The 18982-nt window shown below is 55.0% G+C and carries 15 protein-coding genes; 8 read left to right on the top strand and 7 right to left on the bottom strand.

Annotated features, from left to right (window positions below; translation table 11 throughout):
- Together MHK04_RS11740 and MHK04_RS11735 are read left to right on the top strand one after the other, a co-directional pair.
- The coding region (locus MHK04_RS11740) for a hypothetical protein (protein ID WP_239227077.1) at positions 1-186 on the top strand (186 nt) is incomplete at its 5' end.
- A 56-nt stretch (positions 187-242) separates the two neighbouring features.
- Positions 243-533, top strand: coding sequence for a YrhK family protein (locus MHK04_RS11735; protein ID WP_234288124.1), 291 nt, complete (start codon positions 243-245; stop codon positions 531-533).
- Positions 534-791: 258 nt separating this feature from the next.
- On the opposite strand, the gene MHK04_RS11730 is transcribed toward MHK04_RS11735, so the two are convergent.
- The 3 genes from MHK04_RS11730 to MHK04_RS11720 form a co-directional block, all read right to left on the bottom strand.
- Complete coding sequence (locus MHK04_RS11730) at positions 792-2111, bottom strand: MFS transporter (protein ID WP_023020753.1); 1320 nt, start codon at positions 2109-2111, stop codon at positions 792-794.
- Between the two features lie 399 nt (positions 2112-2510).
- Entirely contained in the window at positions 2511-3785 is a 1275-nt protein-coding gene (locus MHK04_RS11725) for a threonine/serine exporter family protein (protein ID WP_034656263.1), read from the bottom strand.
- Between the two features lie 548 nt (positions 3786-4333).
- Positions 4334-5551: an amidohydrolase gene (locus MHK04_RS11720; protein WP_239208893.1), complete on the bottom strand. Its 1218-nt coding sequence runs from the start codon at positions 5549-5551 to the stop codon at positions 4334-4336.
- 261 nt (positions 5552-5812) lie between these two features.
- Here MHK04_RS11720 and MHK04_RS11715 point away from each other — a divergent pair, with 261 nt between their 5' ends.
- The 6 genes from MHK04_RS11715 to MHK04_RS11690 all read left to right on the top strand — a co-directional run bounded on the left by MHK04_RS11715 (position 5813) and on the right by MHK04_RS11690 (position 12600).
- Positions 5813-6793 (top strand): carbohydrate ABC transporter permease, encoded by a 981-nt coding sequence (locus MHK04_RS11715; protein WP_239208891.1) that lies wholly within the window; start codon positions 5813-5815, stop codon positions 6791-6793.
- 27 nt (positions 6794-6820) lie between these two features.
- On the top strand, positions 6821-7666 hold the full coding sequence (locus tag MHK04_RS11710; protein WP_034656258.1) for a carbohydrate ABC transporter permease: 846 nt from the start codon (positions 6821-6823) through the stop codon (positions 7664-7666).
- Between the two features lie 82 nt (positions 7667-7748).
- Positions 7749-9071 (top strand): ABC transporter substrate-binding protein, encoded by a 1323-nt coding sequence (locus MHK04_RS11705; protein ID WP_239205958.1) that lies wholly within the window; start codon positions 7749-7751, stop codon positions 9069-9071.
- Positions 9072-9118: 47 nt separating this feature from the next.
- Positions 9119-10240, top strand: a complete 1122-nt coding sequence (locus tag MHK04_RS11700) for an ABC transporter ATP-binding protein (protein WP_023027821.1) — start codon at positions 9119-9121, stop codon at positions 10238-10240.
- Between the two features lie 175 nt (positions 10241-10415).
- A complete protein-coding gene (locus MHK04_RS11695; protein ID WP_023020746.1) occupies positions 10416-11033 on the top strand; it encodes a zinc metalloprotease in 618 nt (205 codons plus the stop codon).
- Positions 11034-11250: 217 nt separating this feature from the next.
- The gene (locus MHK04_RS11690; protein WP_411350914.1) at positions 11251-12600 is read left to right on the top strand and encodes a GntP family permease; all 1350 of its coding nucleotides are present in this window, start codon (positions 11251-11253) and stop codon (positions 12598-12600) included.
- Between the two features lie 8 nt (positions 12601-12608).
- On the opposite strand, the gene MHK04_RS11685 is transcribed toward MHK04_RS11690, so the two are convergent.
- The 4 genes from MHK04_RS11685 to uriT form a co-directional block, all read right to left on the bottom strand.
- Positions 12609-13118, bottom strand: a complete 510-nt coding sequence (locus MHK04_RS11685) for a gluconokinase (protein ID WP_239205962.1) — start codon at positions 13116-13118, stop codon at positions 12609-12611.
- Between the two features lie 133 nt (positions 13119-13251).
- Complete coding sequence (locus MHK04_RS11680) at positions 13252-15006, bottom strand: GmrSD restriction endonuclease domain-containing protein (RefSeq protein WP_239208889.1); 1755 nt, start codon at positions 15004-15006, stop codon at positions 13252-13254.
- 307 nt (positions 15007-15313) lie between these two features.
- Positions 15314-16255 (bottom strand): uridine-preferring nucleoside hydrolase UriH, encoded by a 942-nt coding sequence (uriH, locus tag MHK04_RS11675; RefSeq protein ID WP_239205966.1) that lies wholly within the window; start codon positions 16253-16255, stop codon positions 15314-15316.
- 9 nt (positions 16256-16264) lie between these two features.
- A complete protein-coding gene (gene uriT, locus MHK04_RS11670) occupies positions 16265-17632 on the bottom strand; it encodes a uridine transporter UriT (RefSeq protein WP_239208895.1) in 1368 nt (455 codons plus the stop codon).
- Positions 17633-18982: the final 1350 nt, after the last annotated feature.

Here is an 18982-nt window from a genome sequence, read left to right as displayed (position 1 = left end):
ATGTCGCGTGGGTGCAAAATGAGCTCAACGAAACACCCCGACAAATCCTCGGCGGCGCAACCCCACGTGAAATACTTAACGAACTATTCAAGCGTGGCGCATCCACCGCTTGATTCCGCCAACTATTTCGTGGCGGTCATGGGCTTTATCGTGCTCTTTGCCACTATCTGGGGAATGTTCCAATAATCCCACAAAACGTGGTTCGACAAGCACTTTTCCTGTCTGGCAAGGTGGGAGGCATCATGTCAGAACAGGAAAAGGACCCCGACCTAAAAATCAAGCTCGGGCAGAATAACGAAATCAAAATTAAAAACAAATACGAGACGTTTTCCATCGCCAATGATATCGCCATCTCCGTGGTGTTTATCCTCGGCTCGGTGTTAACGCTTGCCGGCTTGTCGATGGTCGCTACCGTCTTCTACCTCCTGGGCAGCCTCGGCATGGCAGCCCGCCCGGCCATCCGCTTAAAGCGCCGCACACACCTGCAACGCATTGGCGCGGATGCAAATACTGCCGAAAGTTATGACTACTAAGTCACAAATGGGCTAGCAGAAAACTTTCAGCAACTAGCAGGGACCTATCAGGCACAATCCATTGTGGTAGCAGCCCCGTGCCCCATACTTAAATCATGCGTTTGAGAGAGCGCATACGAGAGAGATAGAGAGAACCCCTCAGTTTCCAGAGGGCGGCTTAGGCCGATACATGGAAACACCTTGTAGAGAGAGACGCCTGCGGCCCTCGGTTCCTTCCGGTTCCGAGGGCCGCAGGCGTTTTATCTTTTGTCTTAAGCGCTACTGGTGCAGCTTATTCTTTTTCGACGCGAATAGCACCGCGGTTCCAGTCACCAGCGCCGCAGCCACCAAATAGAAAGCAGGGGCAAGCTGCAGACCAGTGACATCAATAAGCCAGGTGGCGATCATCGGAGCAGTACCGCCAAAGACAGCATTGGCCGTATTAAACGTCAGAGCGAAACCGGATAGACGGACGTGCGTGGGGAACTGCTCGGAAAGGAAGGAGGGCAGGACGCCGTCGTTGAGCGCCAGCACGCCACCCAAGCAGACCTGAATGATAATGACGAGGAGGATTCCGGCGCCGTCGAGAAGCATAAAGGCCGGAATGATAGTCACGCCCATAAAAGCGGCCGCGCACAGCATGGTCGTGCGGCGGCCCAGGCGGTCCGAAAGCATGCCGGTAAGCAAGGCAAAGCCCACATAGAATGCGGAGGCAACAGAGGACGCTATAAACGCCGGGGTTGCGGCCATACCCAACTCTTCTGAGAGGTAGGTGGGCAGGTAGGTCAAAATGACGTAGAAGCCAATGGCGTTGAGCACCGCACCAGCAAAGGCAATGGCCAAGGCCTTGGGATACTTGAGCACCTCCCGCAACGGAGATTCTTCCGGTTCATCCTGATCCTCAAAGTGGGAGGACTCCTCCGTATGACGGCGAATCCACAGACCGTACATGCCCAAAGGCAACGCAATCAAGAAAGGCACGCGCCAGCCCCAGGAATCCAAGGCGGCATCGTCGAGCACGCCCGTCAGCAACGAGGCAATGAGCGAGCCCAGCAACAAGCCGGAAGCCGTAGCGGACGGCACCACCGCGGAATATATGCCGCGCTTGCCGGCCGGAGCGATCTCGGCCAAGTGCGTGGCCGCGCCTGCATACTCACCGGCTGCCGAAAAACCCTGCACCATGCGGCACAGCAGCAGCAAAAGGGACGCGGCGAAGCCGATGGTGGCATAGCCAGGAAGGAAACCGATGCACGCGGTAGCCAGGGACATCATCACAATGGAGACCGTTAGGGTCTGGATGCGTCCGTGTTTATCACCGAAGTGACCCCATACGATGCCACCCAAAGGCCGCACCAAGAATGACAGCGCAAAGAGCGCAAACGTCATAATCAGGGCACGGCGGCCTTCCATCTCCGGGAAAAAGACTCGGGAGATAATCGCGGACATATAGATATAGGCTGCGTAATCGAACCACTCAATGAAGGTGCCTATAAACGCTGCCTTTATGGCCGAGCGATGCTGGCGTTTTGTTTCTTCTGTATCTTCCACCTGTGCCGGCACGGCATCATTGGCTGGGGGTTGGGAAGTGAGAGGAGACATGCTCCTCACCTCAATTCTGTAGCTATACAAGCAGTTGAAAACGGCGCAGGCCCGCTGCGCGCATGCCCTCAACCCTACAGAATCAACTTATGGTGTACGTCACTTTTATGCGCCAATATTGCACTCCCCCACAATTGTTACGCTTGTCAGCGCCTTATCCATCCCCTCCCAGCCATTAACAGCCACCCAACAGCCGAGCCTCATGGACACTACAGCACAGTGCCCCATACTGAGATCGTGCGTTTGAGAGAGCGCATATGAGAGAGATAGAGAGAACCCCCTGCAGTTTCCACAGGGCGGCACATGCCGATATATGGAAACAGTGAGAGAGACGCCTGTGGCCCCCAGTTCCGAAAGGAAGTGGGGGCCACAGGCGTTTTCCCAGTTAAGACCCTAACTTCATGCTGTAGAGGGCTTCTGCGGAATTTTTTTATCAAAATCAATAAGTCGGCCCAATGCCCAATCCTTATCAGTTAGCAGGCGAGAAAACACCAATCCGGCGCCAATAGAACCAACCACCATCATTCCTGTCGCAACGTTTGCCAAAGCTTGATCCATTTGACCGTCATTCAAATAAAACACTGCTCGAAACATTGTCACCCCCGGAATCATAATCACGGCAGCCGGAACGGTCGTTGTAATACGAGGAAGGCGCGCCTTTTTAGAAGCAACCGCACCTAGCAGCCCAATCAATAGTCCTCCCACGAATGCCGCAAAGAAAATAGTTGTACCTGCGTGAATGAGGATCAAACGGAGCTCGTTTGCCACCGTTCCGACACACGCTGCCACCAAAACCATGCGGCGGGAAGAGTTGAAAAGAAAGGCAAAGCCAGCAATTCCCAGAAAACTTGCGACCGGCGCCAACAAAAACCACTTCATATCCTGTGCAGGGGCGGGCGGATCAGGGGTAAGTTGTGTCAACCAGCTAACCATCGAGACTGTGAAAGTCGCTGTAAATATAACAGTGAAGGCGTACCCTAACCTGACTATTCCTGCGTCCAAATCAAAACGCGCAATGTCGATCAAAGCAGAGAAAAGAGGAAATCCGGGGATCAAGAATAAAACCGCTGCTACCACGCCCGAGGACAATTCACTCGGAGCCACTGAGCCTATCGCACCAAAAAATTCCGTTAAAAGGAAGAAAACGATACTTGCCGTTGCCCCGCCAGCAATTACTCCCCCGATTTGATGGACGTGCCGGTGGAGAACCGTGTACCGCACAAACTGGCCTGCAAACGCCGCTAGAGCCACCAACCCCACCGCTTCTAGCGGGAAACAGTTAAGATACGCAAACGCCGCGCACGCGATCGCGGCGGCAAAAGAAAGAACTAAACCGCTCCAGCGCTTTTTGACTCCAAACTCAATAACATCCAGCTTTGCGGCCAATTCTTGGGCAGTAATCCCCGCATAGAGCCGATTATGGGTCAGGTCTTCTAAGGCTTCTATCCGCGAAGCATCAACCGCAGGAGAATGTTGCCGGGCAATCACTGTCCTGAAATATTCCCCGCGGTGGAACGTACAAGTAATCTGCGTCAAACCCACTGTGGCATCTAAGTGGTCAAACCCCAAAGCTCGCGCACTGCGTTTCATCCCCCTTAAAACACGGTAACCAGAAGTGCCGGCACCCATTAGGAGCATTCCCACCCGCAAGACAACATCCGCTTCCACGCCCATTTGCCGGTGCAATTCTGGATCAAATTGTTGCGACACATCTCCTCCTCTGACACGGTTTTAGCGCCTATTTAAAGGCTTCTCGACCCCAACCGAAGCCCGAGAACACACTTTTAGTTTTACCTAGAATCCTACGCAGAACCGCACCCCTATGAATAGTTCTTCATCGACCTAGAGGTCGCCGCCTTTTACACCGTGGGCTGGTCTGCGCGTTTATATGGCGATTTCCACCCCATTACCACAATACTCACAGGTAAAACGCAGGCCTGTAGCAGGCTAGGGAGTTATCTTAAGTTCATGCGTTTGAGAGAACGCAAGAGAGATAGAGAGAACCAGTTCCAGCGCCCTGCGGCCCCAAGTGAGGCCCGGGCGTTGGAGCTGTTTTAGGGGTCTGCCGGTTAATTGCACTAAGAAACGGTGGACGCAGGAAAACCTTGCATAGAGAAAACTCACCAGACTTGGCGGCTATGAACTACTCCCCCATAGCCCGGATGCCAGCAGCAATGGCCGCACATCTTTTAAGAACCGTGCGGCCATGTACAGTTTCCCGCTTAGTCGTTGCCCAGATAGCTCAATGCAGCGGCAGCAAGTGCTTCGGTGCCAGTGCGCAATGTGGGTTGGAGCAGCGGGGCGAAGTGCGGGCTGTGGTTGGGAACATCTTTTCCCTCTTCGCGGCCGGAAAATACCCAGAAGCAATAGGGAACCCCAAAGGCACGCGCAATGGTGGAGAAATCCTCACTGGCCGTGAGGGGTTCTGCGGTAAGAACGCGGTCGGCGCCGAAGTAGGATGTGAAGGCTTTCTGGAGCCGCGCCGTGGTCTCGTCATCATTGCTGGTAAGCGGGTAGGCATCGTGATAGTTAAATTCAGCAGGCTGAGGGCTACCGGCAGCCTGGCACTCGGCGTTGACGATGCGCTCGATAGCGCCGGAGATTTTGTCGCGTACTTGCTCGCTATAGGCACGCACGTTGATCTTCAGGTTAGCCTCAAAAGGAATGATATTTGCCTTCGAACCGGCATTGATAGCACCCACGGTCAACACGCCAAACTCGGAAGGGCTTAGTTCGCGGGAAATGACTGTCTGAAGGCGCATCACAATGGAGCTGGCCAACACCACTGGATCGACGCTGAGGTGTGGCATGGAACCGTGCGAGCCTTGGCCATAAACCTTGACATCCAGACTTACCGCGGTGGACATGAAGGGTCCTGCGGCAAGAGCAACGGTGCCAGCAGGAAATTGGCTAGCAAAAACATGTTGGCCTAGGACAACATCGGGAGTTGCTACCTTATCTACCAGACCGTCATCCACCATGGACTGGGCACCGGCGGCGATTTCCTCGCCCGGTTGGAAAATTAGTTGCAGGGTGCCGGACCACTGGTCGGTGGCCTGCGCCATGAGCGCACCCATGCCCAGCAGGCTGGCCACGTGCGAATCGTGACCGCAGGCGTGCATGACGGATATGGGGTTTCCATCCGAGTCAAGGGCGGTATCGGTGGAGGCATAATCCAGGCCAGTGTCTTCCTTGACTGGTAGGCCATCAAAATCCGCGCGCAGCATGACAGTTGGCCCGGCACCATTTTCTAAGATGCCAACCACGCCACCGCTTACATCCACTTGTTCAAACCCGAGGTCAGCAAGCTTGCCCTTGATGATGCCAAGCGTGCGCTCCTCCTGCATCGATAGCTCCGGGTGCTGATGCAGGTCCTTATAAAGTGGCTCCTGCCAAATTTTGACGGAGTCATAGTTGCTGCAGACAGTGCGGACAGACATTGCTTCCTCCTTGTGGAATTGCGGTGGAATATGGGTGCCAGTGTAGAGAGGGGGGAGGAAGGTGGGCGTCGGCAAGCAAGGCATTTTTTGTAATGCCAGCCATAGTTTTATGGCAAAGAGACAGGCACCACGACCCGCTGAGCTGGAGTTTTTAAAAAAATTTGATGACGCATCCACTTTTAACCCATCGGACATTAATAATTCACTGATTGTTTGTTTTTCATGTATCTGGGCTTCACCCGTCCACCCTAGATTGACCGAGTGACCTTTCAGGAAGACTCTCTCAGTGGCGGCAACTCAGGCACTACCATCGCCCGTCCCGCCCACACGGAAAACCCCAGTGATTCTGCGGCGCTGGTGCGCAAAGCAGCGCGCAATCGCCACAAGGAATGGCTGCTGGCCGCAGCGCTTTTAGCGCCGAACCTGATCCTGCTGGCTGTATTTACTTACCGGCCGCTGCTGGATAATATCCGGCTATCCTTTTTCAATTGGAATATTTCCAGCCCTACCTCCACCTTTGTAGGCTTGGACAATTATGTGGAGTGGTTTAGCCGCGAGGATACGAAGACCATCGTGCTCAACACTGTGGTATTTACATTCTTTGCGGTCATTGGCTCCATGGTCATTGGTCTAGCACTGGCATTGCTGCTCAACCAGAACATTAAGGGCCGCAACTTTGCACGCTCGGTGGTCTTCGCGCCCTATGCCATCTCTGGCGCGGCCATTGGTATCGCCTTCCAATTCGTCTTTGACCCGAACTTTGGCCTCATCCAGGACATGCTGGGCTGGTTCGGCATCGACTCCCCGAATTTCTATGCCGTGCCAGGTTGGGCGATGTTCATGGTGACGTTCACCTTCGTGTGGAAAAACCTTGGATATACCTTTGTCATTTATCTAGCCGCGCTCCAAGGCCTAGACAAGGAACTGGATGAAGCCGCCGCTATCGACGGCACCGGACGCTGGCGCAAATTCTGGCGTGTGACCATGCCGCAGCTGCGCAATACGACCTTCTTCCTTTCCATCACGGTGCTTCTTAACTCCGTGCAGGTCTTCGACATCATCAACGTCATGACCCGTGGCGGCCCACAGGGCAATGGCACGCAGACGCTGGTCTTCCAGATTTATAACGAGACCTTCGTCAACTTCCGCGCCGGCTACGGTGCGACTGCCGCCACCATCTTGTTCCTGATCCTGCTCATCATCACCCTGATCCAGGTACGCATCATGGATAAGCGAGGTTAACCCACTATGGCTACTTCAACCCTTCACATGGTCACGGATGAATCCCCCACCACCCGTCGCGCCAAGCTCGTCGGCGGCTATTTGGGTATCCTCGCGGTACTGCTCCTTATTGGTCTCCCGCTCTTTTGGATCCTCATGACCTCTTTCAAGGCCAAGGGCGATATTTATACGGATCCGGTCAACTGGCTGCCGCCGGTATGGGAGACTGAGAATTACTCCGATGCCACCACCCGCGTGCCTTTCTGGACCTACCTGCGCAACTCGGTAGTCATTACCGCAGTGCTGTCCATCATCAAGATTGTGCTTGGTGTCATCTCTGCCTATGCGCTGGCCATCCTGCGCTTCCCAGGCCGCCATCTGGTGTTCTTGTTGGTCATTTCCTCACTCATGGTGCCCAGCGAGATCACCGTCATTTCTAACTACGCCTTGGTCAATTCCTTGGGCTGGCGCAATACCTTCGTGGGCATCATCGTGCCGCTGGCCGGCGTGGCTTTCGGCACCTTCCTCATGCGCAACCACTTTTTATCCCTGCCCTATGAGCTGGTGGAAGCCGCCCGTATGGACGGCGCCGGCCCCATCCGCCTGCTTACCAAGGTGCTCCTGCCGGTCTCTTGGCCAACGCTGACCGCGTTTTCCGTCATCACCATGGTCAATGAATGGAATACCTACCTGTGGCCATTCCTCATGGCCGATACTGAGGACGTTGCCCCACTGCAGGTGGGTCTGACCATGCTGCAAAACAACGATGGCGTGACCAACTGGGGTCCGGTTATGGCCGCCACCATCCTCACCATCATCCCGATGGTGATCATCTTCCTAGCCTTGCAAAAGTACATGATTCAAGGCCTGACCACTGGCGCCGTCAAGGGATAGAAGGACTTCTACCCCACCCACGCTCGCCGTTTCCACATACTTTATTTCCCCCCCCTTAACCAGGATTTTTCAGGAGAACTACATGCTACGCCGCACATTCCTCGCCCTTGCTACCACAGCCGCATCTGCCACCACTCTCGCCGCTTGCGCCGGCACCTCTTCTACTAACCCACAAGGCGGTAAAGACAAAGGCGGCGATGGTGAAGTCACCGAATTGACCTGGTGGTCCAACCACCCGGGCACGTCTAAGGACATTGAGAAGGAAATCATCTCCCGCTTTGAAAAGGAGAATCCTGATATCAAGGTCAACCTCGTTGATGCCGGCAAGAACTACGAAGAGGCTGCACAGAAATTCAACGCCGCGCTCACCGGCCAAGATCTACCGGACATCGTGGTGCTTTCCGACGTCTGGTGGTACAACTTTGCCATCAACGGCCAGATCGCCAACGTGGATGACCTGGCGAAGGAAGCCGGCATCGACCTGTCTACCTATGTGCAGCCACTCTACGAGGATTACAACTACGACGGCGGCCACTTTGCGCTTCCTTTCGCTCGTTCCACGCCGTTGTTCTATTACAACAAGGATGCGTGGAAGAAGGCCGGTCTGCCTGACCGCGGCCCGAAGTCCTGGGATGAGATGGACGAGTGGTCCAAGAAGCTCGCCGCGGCCGATTCCAAGATGAAGCCATTTGGCTGGGGCGATGCCGTGGACTACCTGGGCTGGATCTTCCAAGGCCCACTGTGGTCCAAGGGCGGTGCCTACTCCGATGAGTGGGACTTGAAGTTCACCGATGACAAGACCATCAAGGCCGTCGAGTGGCTCAAAGACATCACCGATGAAAAGAAGGGCTACTCCTACGTGGGCAATGACATGGCCATGGAGTTCGGCACCGGCCGCGCAGCCGCGACTGTGCTGTCCACCGGTGACCTGGCAGGCCTGACCGATACCGCCAAATTCGAGCTCGGTACCGCCTTCCTGCCTAACCCGACTGGCGAGGGCGCCTGCCCTACCGGTGGTGCTGGCCTTGCCATCCCAGCTGGCATCAGCAAGAACCGCCAGTTGGCTGCAATTAAGCTCATCGACTTCATCACCAATGAGGAAAACACCTGCTACTGGTCCCAGAACGTGGGCTATATGCCGGTGCGCTCCACCGCGATAGACAACAAAGACCAGAAGAAGTTCATGGAAGAAAACCCGAACTTCGAAACCGCCATCAAGCAACTTCCGGAGACTCGCCCGCAGGATAATGCCCGTGTCTTCCTGCCCGGCGCGGACCAGGAGATTGGTGGTGCTTTCGAAAAGATTGTCACCAACCGCGATGACGTCACCAAGGTGCTTACAGACCTGCAAAAGACCCTGCAGTCCATTTATGACAACCAGGTCAAGACCGTCATCAATAAGTAGGCTCCCCCTGGCGCCCTCCTCCCCTCACTACATTCTGAAAGGTAACCATGGCTACTGTCACCTTCGATGGCGCAAGCCGCATCTACTCCAAGGATGCTAAGCGCCCCGCCGTTGACCGCCTCAACCTCGATATTGCTGACGGCGAATTCTTGGTCCTTGTCGGCCCCTCCGGCTGCGGTAAGTCCACCAGCCTGCGTATGCTCGCCGGCCTCGAGCCCACCGACCGCGGCTCCATTCGTATCGGTGGTAAGGACGTCACCGGGGTGAGCCCCTCGGACCGCGACGTGGCCATGGTCTTTCAAAACTATGCGCTCTACCCCAATATGTCCGTAGCGCAGAATATGTCTTTCGCACTGGAAAACCGCAAGGTCCCTAAAAGCGAGATTAAGTCTCGCGTGCAAGAGGCTGCGAAGATCCTGCAGATGGAAGATTTGCTGGACCGCAAGCCCGCCAATCTTTCCGGCGGCCAGCGCCAGCGCGTAGCTATGGGACGCGCCATCGTGCGCGAGCCAGCCGTATTCTGCATGGACGAGCCCTTGTCCAACTTGGATGCCAAGCTGCGCGTATCCACCCGCGCGCAGATCTCTAACCTGCAGCGCCGCCTTGGCACCACCACCGTCTACGTCACCCATGACCAGACGGAGGCGATGACCATGGGTGACCGCGTCGCAGTTCTCAACGCCGGCGTCCTACAGCAGGTGGATACCACCCGTACCATTTATGACCGCCCGCAGAACGTCTTTGTCGCCGGATTCATTGGCTCCCCGGCGATGAATATCTACGACCTATCCCATAACTCCTCGGAGCTGCGTATCGGCTCTACCCCCATCAACTTGGCCAATTACAACTTCGATGGCGTTGAGACTGTCACCGTGGGCATCCGCCCTGAAGACTGGCAGTTAAGCGATACCGGCAACGGTGGGGCAAAGTTTACTGTCGCGCATATCGAGGAACTGGGTAACCAGACCTACGTTTATGGCGACCTGAACGACGCCGCGGGCAGCAGCTCCGCCGATGGCATCCTTAAGTCCTCTACCCGCATGGGCGGTCAGACCGGCATCCTGGTCAATGCCCGCGGCCGCTATGCGGTGGGCGATACTTTCTACGTTTCCCCCGACCCGGACCGAGTGCATCTATTTAGCACCACCACCGGGCAGCGCCTGAACTAGAAGCAGCAAATAGGCAGTTGACACCTTAGATTCTTATTTTTCCCTTTGCAGAAGATAAGAAACTGATATATGCTCGCACACATAAGACGCCCGTGCAGTGCCGTTTACTACGGATATTGCTCGGAATATTGCACTCAGCGAACCTTAAAATCAACCGAAAGGTAATTCACTGCCTATGCCTTCTTTCAAGAAGCTATCTGCCGCCACTTTGGCTGCAACAGCCATCCTCGGCACCGTCGCCGCACCGGCCGCCAGCGCCAAGAGCGACCCAGTTCGCTCCCTCATTTCTCCAGGCACCTGCAAGACCATCACCAAGTTGGCCAACGATGGCAAGCCGGTCCCGGATCCTTCCATCCTCCACGATGAAGACTCCGTAAAGCCGTACTTCAAAGATGGCGTGCTGGAGTACAAGGTGGTTGAAAACTTCCCGTACCGCAAGCAGCTGGATGCCGCGGTTGCCGAGTGGAACAAGGCCCTCAAGGGCAAGGCTTCCCTGAAGGAAGTTAAGCCTTCTGAGGCTGATGATGACACCATCGCCATCATCTTCAAGCCCGACCCAAATGGCTACGTCCAGGGTGCCGCTTACCCGGATCACAAGATGGTCTTCATCAAGATTCCTAATGCCCAGTACCCAGAAGCAGTCCAGGGCACCATCGCTCACGAGCTGGGCCACATGATGGGCGCCGGTCACTCCTGCGCCGGCGCGCTCATGGCAGGTGCTAACCAGAACCCCATCTCCTACCATGTGACCCCGCTGGATGCGGCGGCTATTATCCAGGGTCAGTTCGACTAAACGCCCGACGACTCCTCTCCCCTAGGCCCAGCACTGTGTCTAGGGGATTTTTCTGTCTTTACCCGGCTACGTGTTGGGTAGGTCGCATTCATCCGATTGTTTTAGGCGGCACACAGGCCTACTGCTAACGTTGCCGTTATTCAAAGGTTTGCATTAGAAAAGGAGTCCGCCCATGGATACGTGAAAACCCACCCTGTCGACCGGCCCGCTGCTGGGCATTGCGGTGGCCGCCATCGCCGTAATTTTGGTGTTGGTCATCTATTTCAAGCTTCACGCCTTCCTCACACTATTGGTGGTCTCGGCACTCACGGCGCTGGCTGCGGGCATTCCCCTCGACGGAATCGTGCCCACCATGACAGAGAGCTTTAGCTCCACCCTAGGTTCGGTGGCACTGCTCGTAGGCTTGGGCGCCATGATCGGTCGGCTGGTGGAGGCTTCCGGTGGCGCTAAATCGCTTGCCGACGCCATGGTCCGCCGCTTCGGCGAATCCAAAGCACCCCTAGCACTCGGCCTAGCGTCGCTCATTATGGGCTTTCCCATTTTCTTCGATGCCGGCCTGATTGTGATGCTGCCGGTTATCTTCGCCGTCGCTCGCCGCTTGAATGGCCCTGTCCTTGCCTTCGGTCTGCCGGCAGCTGGCGCATTCTCGGTCATGCACGTCTACCTGCCGCCGCACCCGGGCCCCGTTGCAGCCAGCGAATTCTACGGCGCCGATATGGGTCTCGTTCTTTTAGTCGGACTCATCCTAGCCCTGCCCACCTGGTATATCTCCGGCTACCGCTTTGGACTGCTCTCCGGTAAGAAATTCCCCATCAAGGTAACCGATGCCATCGCCGGTCCCCTCCTCACGGAGGACGAGCAACCTCACAAACCCGCCTCTGCCGCCACGGTGATTTCCATCCTGCTCATCCCCATGGTGCTCATCTTCTTTAACACCGGTCTCAATGCTTTGGCGTCCTATGGCACCATCGACGCCGACGCCGCGTGGGTACGGTTCTTTGTCATGCTGGGCCAGACCCCCATTGCCCTGCTGATTACCCTCCTCGTCGCGCTCGTGGTCTTGGGCCTGCGCCGTGGCGTAGAAAAGACCGCGTTGGAAAAGCTTGTCGATTCCTCCCTCGGCCCCATCTGCTCGGTCGTGCTTATCACCGGTGCCGGCGGCATGTTCGGTGGTGTGTTGCGTACCTCCGGGATTGGCGATGCGCTTGCTGATTCCCTTTCCGGCCTCGGCATCCCCGTCATCCTGGCCTGCTACCTCATCGCCGTGGCCCTGCGCCTGGCCCAAGGCTCGGCGACCGTTGCGCTAACTACGGCTGCCGCCCTCATGGTCCCAGCCGTAGAAGCTGGTGGCTTCAACGAGCTCCAGCTCGCTCTTATCGTTGTTGCAACCGCCGCCGGTTCCGTCTTCGGCTCCCATGTCAATGACTCCGGCTTCTGGCTCGTCGGCCGTCTCATGGGCATGGACACCATGACCACGCTTAAGACCTGGACCGTCAACCAGGTGCTCATCTCCGTTATCGGCTTCGCCCTAGTCCTGGTCATGTACGGCGCCGCAGCCGCCTTCTAGCGCCAGCTTTAAGTACCCGCTTTAATCCATGCTGCGGCATCGCCCGCAATTTCCGACGCCGGCCGTGTCACATCAAAGACCCGGCCGGTTTCGTCATCTTCCAGCGGCTCCAAGGTATCGAATTGCGATTGCAAAAGCGATGCCGGCATAAAGTGCCCCGGCCGATGCTGCATGCGCTCATACAGCACATCAAAGTCCCCGTGCACGTGGACAAACACCACACCCGGGCAGTACTGGCGAATAAGATCCCGGTATTTCCGCTTCAACGCGCTACAGCCCACCATCGCGCCTTCCGGCCTATCCGCCAACCACTGACCAATCTGTTTCAGCCAGGGCTCTCTATCCGCATCATTGAGCGGAGTTCCCGCCGCCATCTTGTCGATATTGGCCTGCGGGTGCATATCATCACCATCGCGACACTCCAGCCCAACCAGCGGCGAGAGCGCTTCCCCCACCGTTGTCTTGCCCGAGCCTGATACTCCCATGACAACGACGTGGCGAAAAGGGTGCTGCTTCATGGTGGCTCCTTGGGTTAGTGGTGTCCCTTCCGAGTCTAGGCGTGACCTCGAATGCATTTAAAACCACTAGGGCACATTGTATGGAGCTAGTGAAGACCGTCTTCCGAAGAACAATGTTCCTTAAGACATCGGATTAGAGTGAAAAGTAGTAGTCCTTCAGCGCCTTGGCCATCAATCTACGACGCTCTACCAGGAAGCTTTCGAAGTTCTCGACTGTCACCTCAAAAAGGCTTTCGGGAACTGCGTTTTCTTCGAATGACTTCCGAAGCTCAGCTTCTGTAACAATTTCTCCGAGTGTGGGCTCACCCTTAGCGATTTGAGTCTTCACCTCACCCAAATACTCCGCGGGTAGACGGTTACCGATGCGGATATTAACGGCTGTTTCCGTCATCGCGTAATTCGCAACTTGGTTGTATTCACGTTTGTCATTCACACCATTTTTCCGCAAGTAGTCCTTCGGAACGAGATGATGAATGTCTCCTTGAATTTCGATCATATCGTGCACACTGAAGTGCTTGGACAAGAAAGCCTGTGCCTTCGCCTTCACCTGGGCTGCCAAAAATGAACGGAACTGTGGGTTATTGATACTCGAGGTTTCCAAACGTTGAGGTAAGCCGAAGTCCCAAAACGCATCAGTGAGGTCGCTCTGCTCAATTTCTTGCAGAGCGACCTTAGCGCTATGCCGAGCAATTCGAGCTAGATCTCGTTCAAACCCACTCTCAAAACTTCCAGAAGCTCGTCCGGTGAGAAGCATCATTACCAGCCACCGGCGTACTACGGAGCTAACTTCCGAGTCAGAACACTTGTCTTCCCTCATGATTAGGAAAAGAGCGTACGCGAAGTTCACTGCATTGACGGAGCTAAAGAGCTTGTTACTCACAAATCCCGCAGATTTAACGACCGTAAGAAACTTCTTGAAGTTATATTCGTTTACTGTGCGGAGTAACGCATCCTCGAATTTGTCATACGCCACAGGGATACGTTCTGGGTCGAACTTACGAGTTTCTGGGTCTAAACCGCTGAGCTCACGAACCACATAACTAATTTGTCCGCGCCGGAAGGCAACCATTGATGCAACACGAATCAGATCGACATAAGTAGGATCGTACAAATCTTCTGAGTCATTCTTGAGCCAAGAAATCTTGGACCAAAATTTAGTCTTCACGAACTCAGTATCTCGTTCGAGTTCCTCAAACGACTGTGGACTGACAGCCAGATGCGCAAAATAGTCAATAGTCTTGCGCAAGTTCCGCCCCTGCTCCCCCTGCGCACTGATCTTGCTCATAACAAAGTCCGAACTGCTCAACGGGACGCCCTTGGAGTTAATGCGCACAAAGATTTCGGTGACAGTTTCAATATCGAGCTCATCGCTAAGAGAAATAATGCCGATCTGGGCATTTTTGATCCCCATTAATTGCTGCAAGTTCTTACCTACAATGCGCCGATCCGCTTCTGGGTTCTTCAACAAGTAGTCATCGAGGGCTTCAAAAACATCGTCACCCCTGAGGAACTCGTGAATATCGTAAATCCATTCAGGTGAGCGCAACAGGAATGGTGTTGCAGTCGCGAACTCCTCAGATTGAGGATTAAAGCTGATAATTACTCGCTTTTTCTCAAAGTTCTTGTTGATAACTGGTTCACCGGCTACCGCTGCTCGCAATGCCGTGGTCCTCTGTTGCCCATCAATAAGAATCTGTTGGTAGCCTGCATTGCCACCACCTTTCACAGGAGCCGCTTGAGACTGCCAGGTAATAAGATACCCGACAGGAAAACCTCGATAGAGGGAATCCATCAGGTCTCTGACTTTCTTACTGGTCCATACAAATGGCCTTTGCATTTCAGGGATAGCAATGTTGTTGCTTTCAATCCAGCCAAGAATGACACTCACCGTTTGCTGGTTTACTGTGTACTTGTTCAAAAGAAAACTCCAAAATCCGCTTCAAATGGCAGAGATGCCTGCCACTACAGCTCTGCATTAACGCGGGATCGGGACAGAGAACTTACCTGTATAAGAATAACCTGTGGCCCTAAGAAAATTTTTAAGCCTCCCGATATGATTCAACTTTCGTCAGAGAGTACCGGTAAATATTCGAGTATCGTGCAGAGGCAAATTAGAGCCACGTTATGGCCTGGAACTGGAGGTTCAGGGGCCATAACGTGGCTGAAAGTTGAATGGCTTGAGGGGCGAAGGTGGCCTAGGCGAGGTTTTTGAGGGCGTCGGTAACCAGGCGCCAGAAACCGGCGTGGTCGAGGGTGGTGGCGACTTGGGTGTGGCAGGAGGCGTCGGCAGGCTCGCGGAGATCGGTGACAGTCATGCCAGTGGTAAGGGCGCCGGCAAGCTCGACGTGGACAGGTGCCTTGCGGGTCTGGACGATGTCCGGATCGATGAGATAGGCGATGGTGCACGGGTCGTGGACCGGCGGGTTATCAAAGCCTTGGTTAGCCTGGTAGGCCTTGCGGAAGAAGCCGAAAAGGCCGACGACGAACTCCGAGACTGGGGTCTCCAAAGCCTTGATTTCTGCTTCGACCTCCAGGGTGGCAAGCGCCTGGTGGGTGAGGTCGAGACCAACCATGGTGACGGGCCAAGGCTCTTCAAAGACGATGTGGGCGGCCTCAGGATCGATCTTGATATTGAACTCGGCGACTGGGGACCAATTGCCTTCGTGATAGCCGCCGCCCATGAGGACTACTTCCTTGACGCGCTCGACGATGCGCGGCTCCTTGCGCGCGGCCATCGCAATATTAGTTAGCGGCCCAGTAGGCACGAGGGTGATGGTGCCGGGCTCGTGAGACATGATGGTGTCGATGATGAAGTCGATGGCGTGGGCGTCGGCAAGCGCGGTGCTTGGGTCCGGAAGTTGGACGCCTTCCACGTCCATGCCGGTGGAGCCGTGGATAGCCTCGGCAACCTCGACGGGGCGCACGAGTGGGCGGTCGCAGCCGGCATAAACGGGAATCTCCGGGTGACCAGCGATTTCCTTGACCACCAGGGCATTATGGGAGACCTTATCCAAGGTCTGGTTGCCGCCCACGGTGGTAATTCCCAGCAGCTCGATGGTGGGGTTGCCCATGGCTAGAAGCAGGGCCACCGCGTCATCGTGGCCGGGGTCGCAGTCCAGAATGATTTTTCGCGTCATGCCACGAGCCTACTTTCGGGCGTTGACGGCCGCCACGGTGTCACCGATGGACTCCGGTCGTGGAATGCGGAAGGACAAAGCTAGGGCTGCAAGCAGAATGATGACGCCGGCAATCATGCCCGCGCGGTAACCATGCTCGAAAGACCCGGAAACCGCGAACAGCACTGCAAAGGACAAGCCCGCGCCTAGGTTGAAGGCGCCGGCGTTCATGCCGGGCAGGTAGCCCTGGTTATCGGCCGGCGAGAGCACAATTCCTAAGCCATTGAGCATGATATTGGCAATGCCCGCGTAGGTCACGCCCAAGAAAATAGAGACGAGAAGCAGGGTCCACGCGTTCGGGGCACCAACCACGAAGATAGAAATAATCAGGCCGACGACGGTACCGATGAGGCCGGTTTGCAAGACGTATTTATAGCCCAACTTGGAGGCCATCCAGCCGGCAATCGGGCCGAAGACCAAGCCGGCGAGGGCGTATGGGGTGAGCGTGACCCAAGAAATGGCGCTGGCAGAAATTCCGGCGCCGGCATCTGCATCCTGGCCAAGGTTAGGGATAAGGCCATTCATCACGGCAAAGACACCGGTCATGGTGAGCAGCGTGGTAGAAAGCAGTGCCCACGTGCGGCGTTGTTTGAGGTAGGCCACCGGTACGAGCGGATCGGCGACCTTCTTCTCCACATTCCAGAAGGCCCAGAAGCCGGCGGCACCGATGAGGAGAAGGATGATGACGAGGAACCAATTGGCCTCAGCAAGCTTGCCGGCTTCGTTGAACGCAGTGAGAACGCAACCCAGCGCCACCGCCAGAGGTAGAACTCCTGCCCAATCCATGCGCGGGGTTTCAGTGGCCGTGGACTCCTTGGTAAATACCTGCACCGCTACTACTGCAATGACGCACAGAACTGCCATGGTCCAAAAGACCGAGCGGTAGCCGAAGTTGCCTGCCAGCCAGCCGCCGGCCAGCGCATCCACGCCGGCAATACCACCGTTTACCGAGGTCACAATGCCCAGCAACAGGGCGTACTGCTGTTCATTGAGCACTTGCTGGCGCAGCATAATCAAGCACAGTGGGACCGTAGGACCTGCCACGCCTTGAATAATGCGGCCAATAAGCAGCACGGCGACGTTCGGCGCAATGGCTGATACCACGCACCCCAGCGCAGCTACCGCCATCATGCCAACGAGGACCTTCCTGCGTCCGATGAGGTCACCCCAGCGCGGCAGGAATAGTGAGAACAATGCTGCGGCCGTAAAGAATGCCGTTTGCGTCAGGCCGATCTGCGCGGTGGTAGCTCCCAACTCGTCTTCCATCGTCGCCAAGGCTGGAGAGAGCATCGACGCATTGAGCTGGAACGCAAACACCGCAGTAAGCAGTGCGAACATCAACGGGATATAGGAGCTGGGCTGGAGCTTTGGGGGCTCGGAGGAGTTGGGAAATTCTGAACTGTCAGTCGAGTTCTTCATGCAATGAAATTTTACAAGGGACTCAAAATCTTGAAATCATTGGTAAGCCCCCACGTTTCAGCTCGGGTAGAAACTCTATTTTCCAGGCCCAGACGTTCGGGATTCTAGAACTGTAAAATTAGTCGTGCCCTGATAGTTACTCAGGGTTGTCCTTGTTACCGAGCGCCCTCCTTTTCAACAGATTCTCCACCGCCGGAATTTCATGTCAAACTCAGCAGATCGTAAAACCCGCTCCCACACTATTTGGGATGCGACAATTGTCTGGAACCCACAAACACCAATCCAGAAGATATTCCCAATCGCCAATTCGAGGTTAGAACCATTCTTAGGTGTAGGGTTTTTTGGCCTAGGAGTAATCCTGATGGGCCTTATTTGTGCTCACCTTCTGTCACTTTCCCCCTTTAAAATCTATTCTTCGTCGGAAAACCCGCTCAGCCTATCCACGGTCATAACTATTACGACAGTTTTAGCTGGTATTTATCTCTATTTGGAAAGGCCGGAGGCGGAGAAACACTACAGCCACGAACACCGCGAATTAGTCAACTTGGGCTTAGGCCTCACACTCTTTACCGTGTTTACTCTGAGCTCCGCATATTCAATGCTCCCAGCAATTAATAGCAGTCGATGCGCAGAAGATCCTTCCTTGCTATTGCATTGCTTTGCAGTAGGAGAGTTTTGGATAGAGCTAACTTCAGCAACAACACTCGTTCATTTGCTCATGCTGTCCGTTTTATTAATAGGTGGCATGCTTCTACATCAACTACGGCTCCCATGGGGGTTAGCAAGAAGAGACCGGATAATGGGAAATGCTCGCGCCATTCAAGATTCGCTTGCGAGGCTTGCGGCACAGCGCTCCTCAAAGGTGATCAACGCTCAAGATGAAGTTTCTCTCTGGTCTGCAACCAACCCTCGCAAACAAAAATTGAAGCTGTACGGACGCGAGACAAAAATATGCACTGCCCACGCCACGTTTCTAGGCGTAAGTAAAACAGCGCTCTTATGTCTACTATATTTTACATGGCAGACAGACTTTACCTGGTATCGCCTTCTAAGCAGTCTAATCTTGACTTCGATTTCAAGCCTGCTTTTGGTCATATCCCTTTACATAGTCCACTCAAGAAAAGTTGAATACCAAAAGCTCAGTTCAAATGGGCGGAATCAAGCGGTGGATGCGCCACGCTTGAATAGTTCGTTAAGTATTTCACGTGGGGTTGCGCCGCCGAGGATTTGTCGGGGTGTTTCGTTGAGCTCATTTTGCACCCACGCGAC

The organism is Corynebacterium nasorum (assembly GCF_022345765.1).
GTDB classification, from domain to species: domain Bacteria; phylum Actinomycetota; class Actinomycetes; order Mycobacteriales; family Mycobacteriaceae; genus Corynebacterium; species Corynebacterium kefirresidentii.
This window is presented reverse-complemented; position numbering and strand designations above follow the sequence as displayed.

Coding starts and splice junctions, on each gene's coding strand:
- MHK04_RS11735 (WP_234288124.1), top strand. CDS start 243: ATGTCAGAACAGGAAAAGGACCCCGACCTAAAAATCAAGCTCGGGCAG.
- MHK04_RS11730 (WP_023020753.1), bottom strand. CDS start 2,111: ATGTCTCCTCTCACTTCCCAACCCCCAGCCAATGATGCCGTGCCGGCA.
- MHK04_RS11725 (WP_034656263.1), bottom strand. CDS start 3,785: ATGGGCGTGGAAGCGGATGTTGTCTTGCGGGTGGGAATGCTCCTAATG.
- MHK04_RS11720 (WP_239208893.1), bottom strand. CDS start 5,551: ATGTCTGTCCGCACTGTCTGCAGCAACTATGACTCCGTCAAAATTTGG.
- MHK04_RS11710 (WP_034656258.1), top strand. CDS start 6,821: ATGGTCACGGATGAATCCCCCACCACCCGTCGCGCCAAGCTCGTCGGC.
- MHK04_RS11705 (WP_239205958.1), top strand. CDS start 7,749: ATGCTACGCCGCACATTCCTCGCCCTTGCTACCACAGCCGCATCTGCC.
- MHK04_RS11700 (WP_023027821.1), top strand. CDS start 9,119: ATGGCTACTGTCACCTTCGATGGCGCAAGCCGCATCTACTCCAAGGAT.
- MHK04_RS11695 (WP_023020746.1), top strand. CDS start 10,416: ATGCCTTCTTTCAAGAAGCTATCTGCCGCCACTTTGGCTGCAACAGCC.
- MHK04_RS11685 (WP_239205962.1), bottom strand. CDS start 13,118: ATGAAGCAGCACCCTTTTCGCCACGTCGTTGTCATGGGAGTATCAGGC.
- uriH (WP_239205966.1), bottom strand. CDS start 16,255: ATGACGCGAAAAATCATTCTGGACTGCGACCCCGGCCACGATGACGCG.
- uriT (WP_239208895.1), bottom strand. CDS start 17,632: ATGTTCGCACTGCTTACTGCGGTGTTTGCGTTCCAGCTCAATGCGTCG.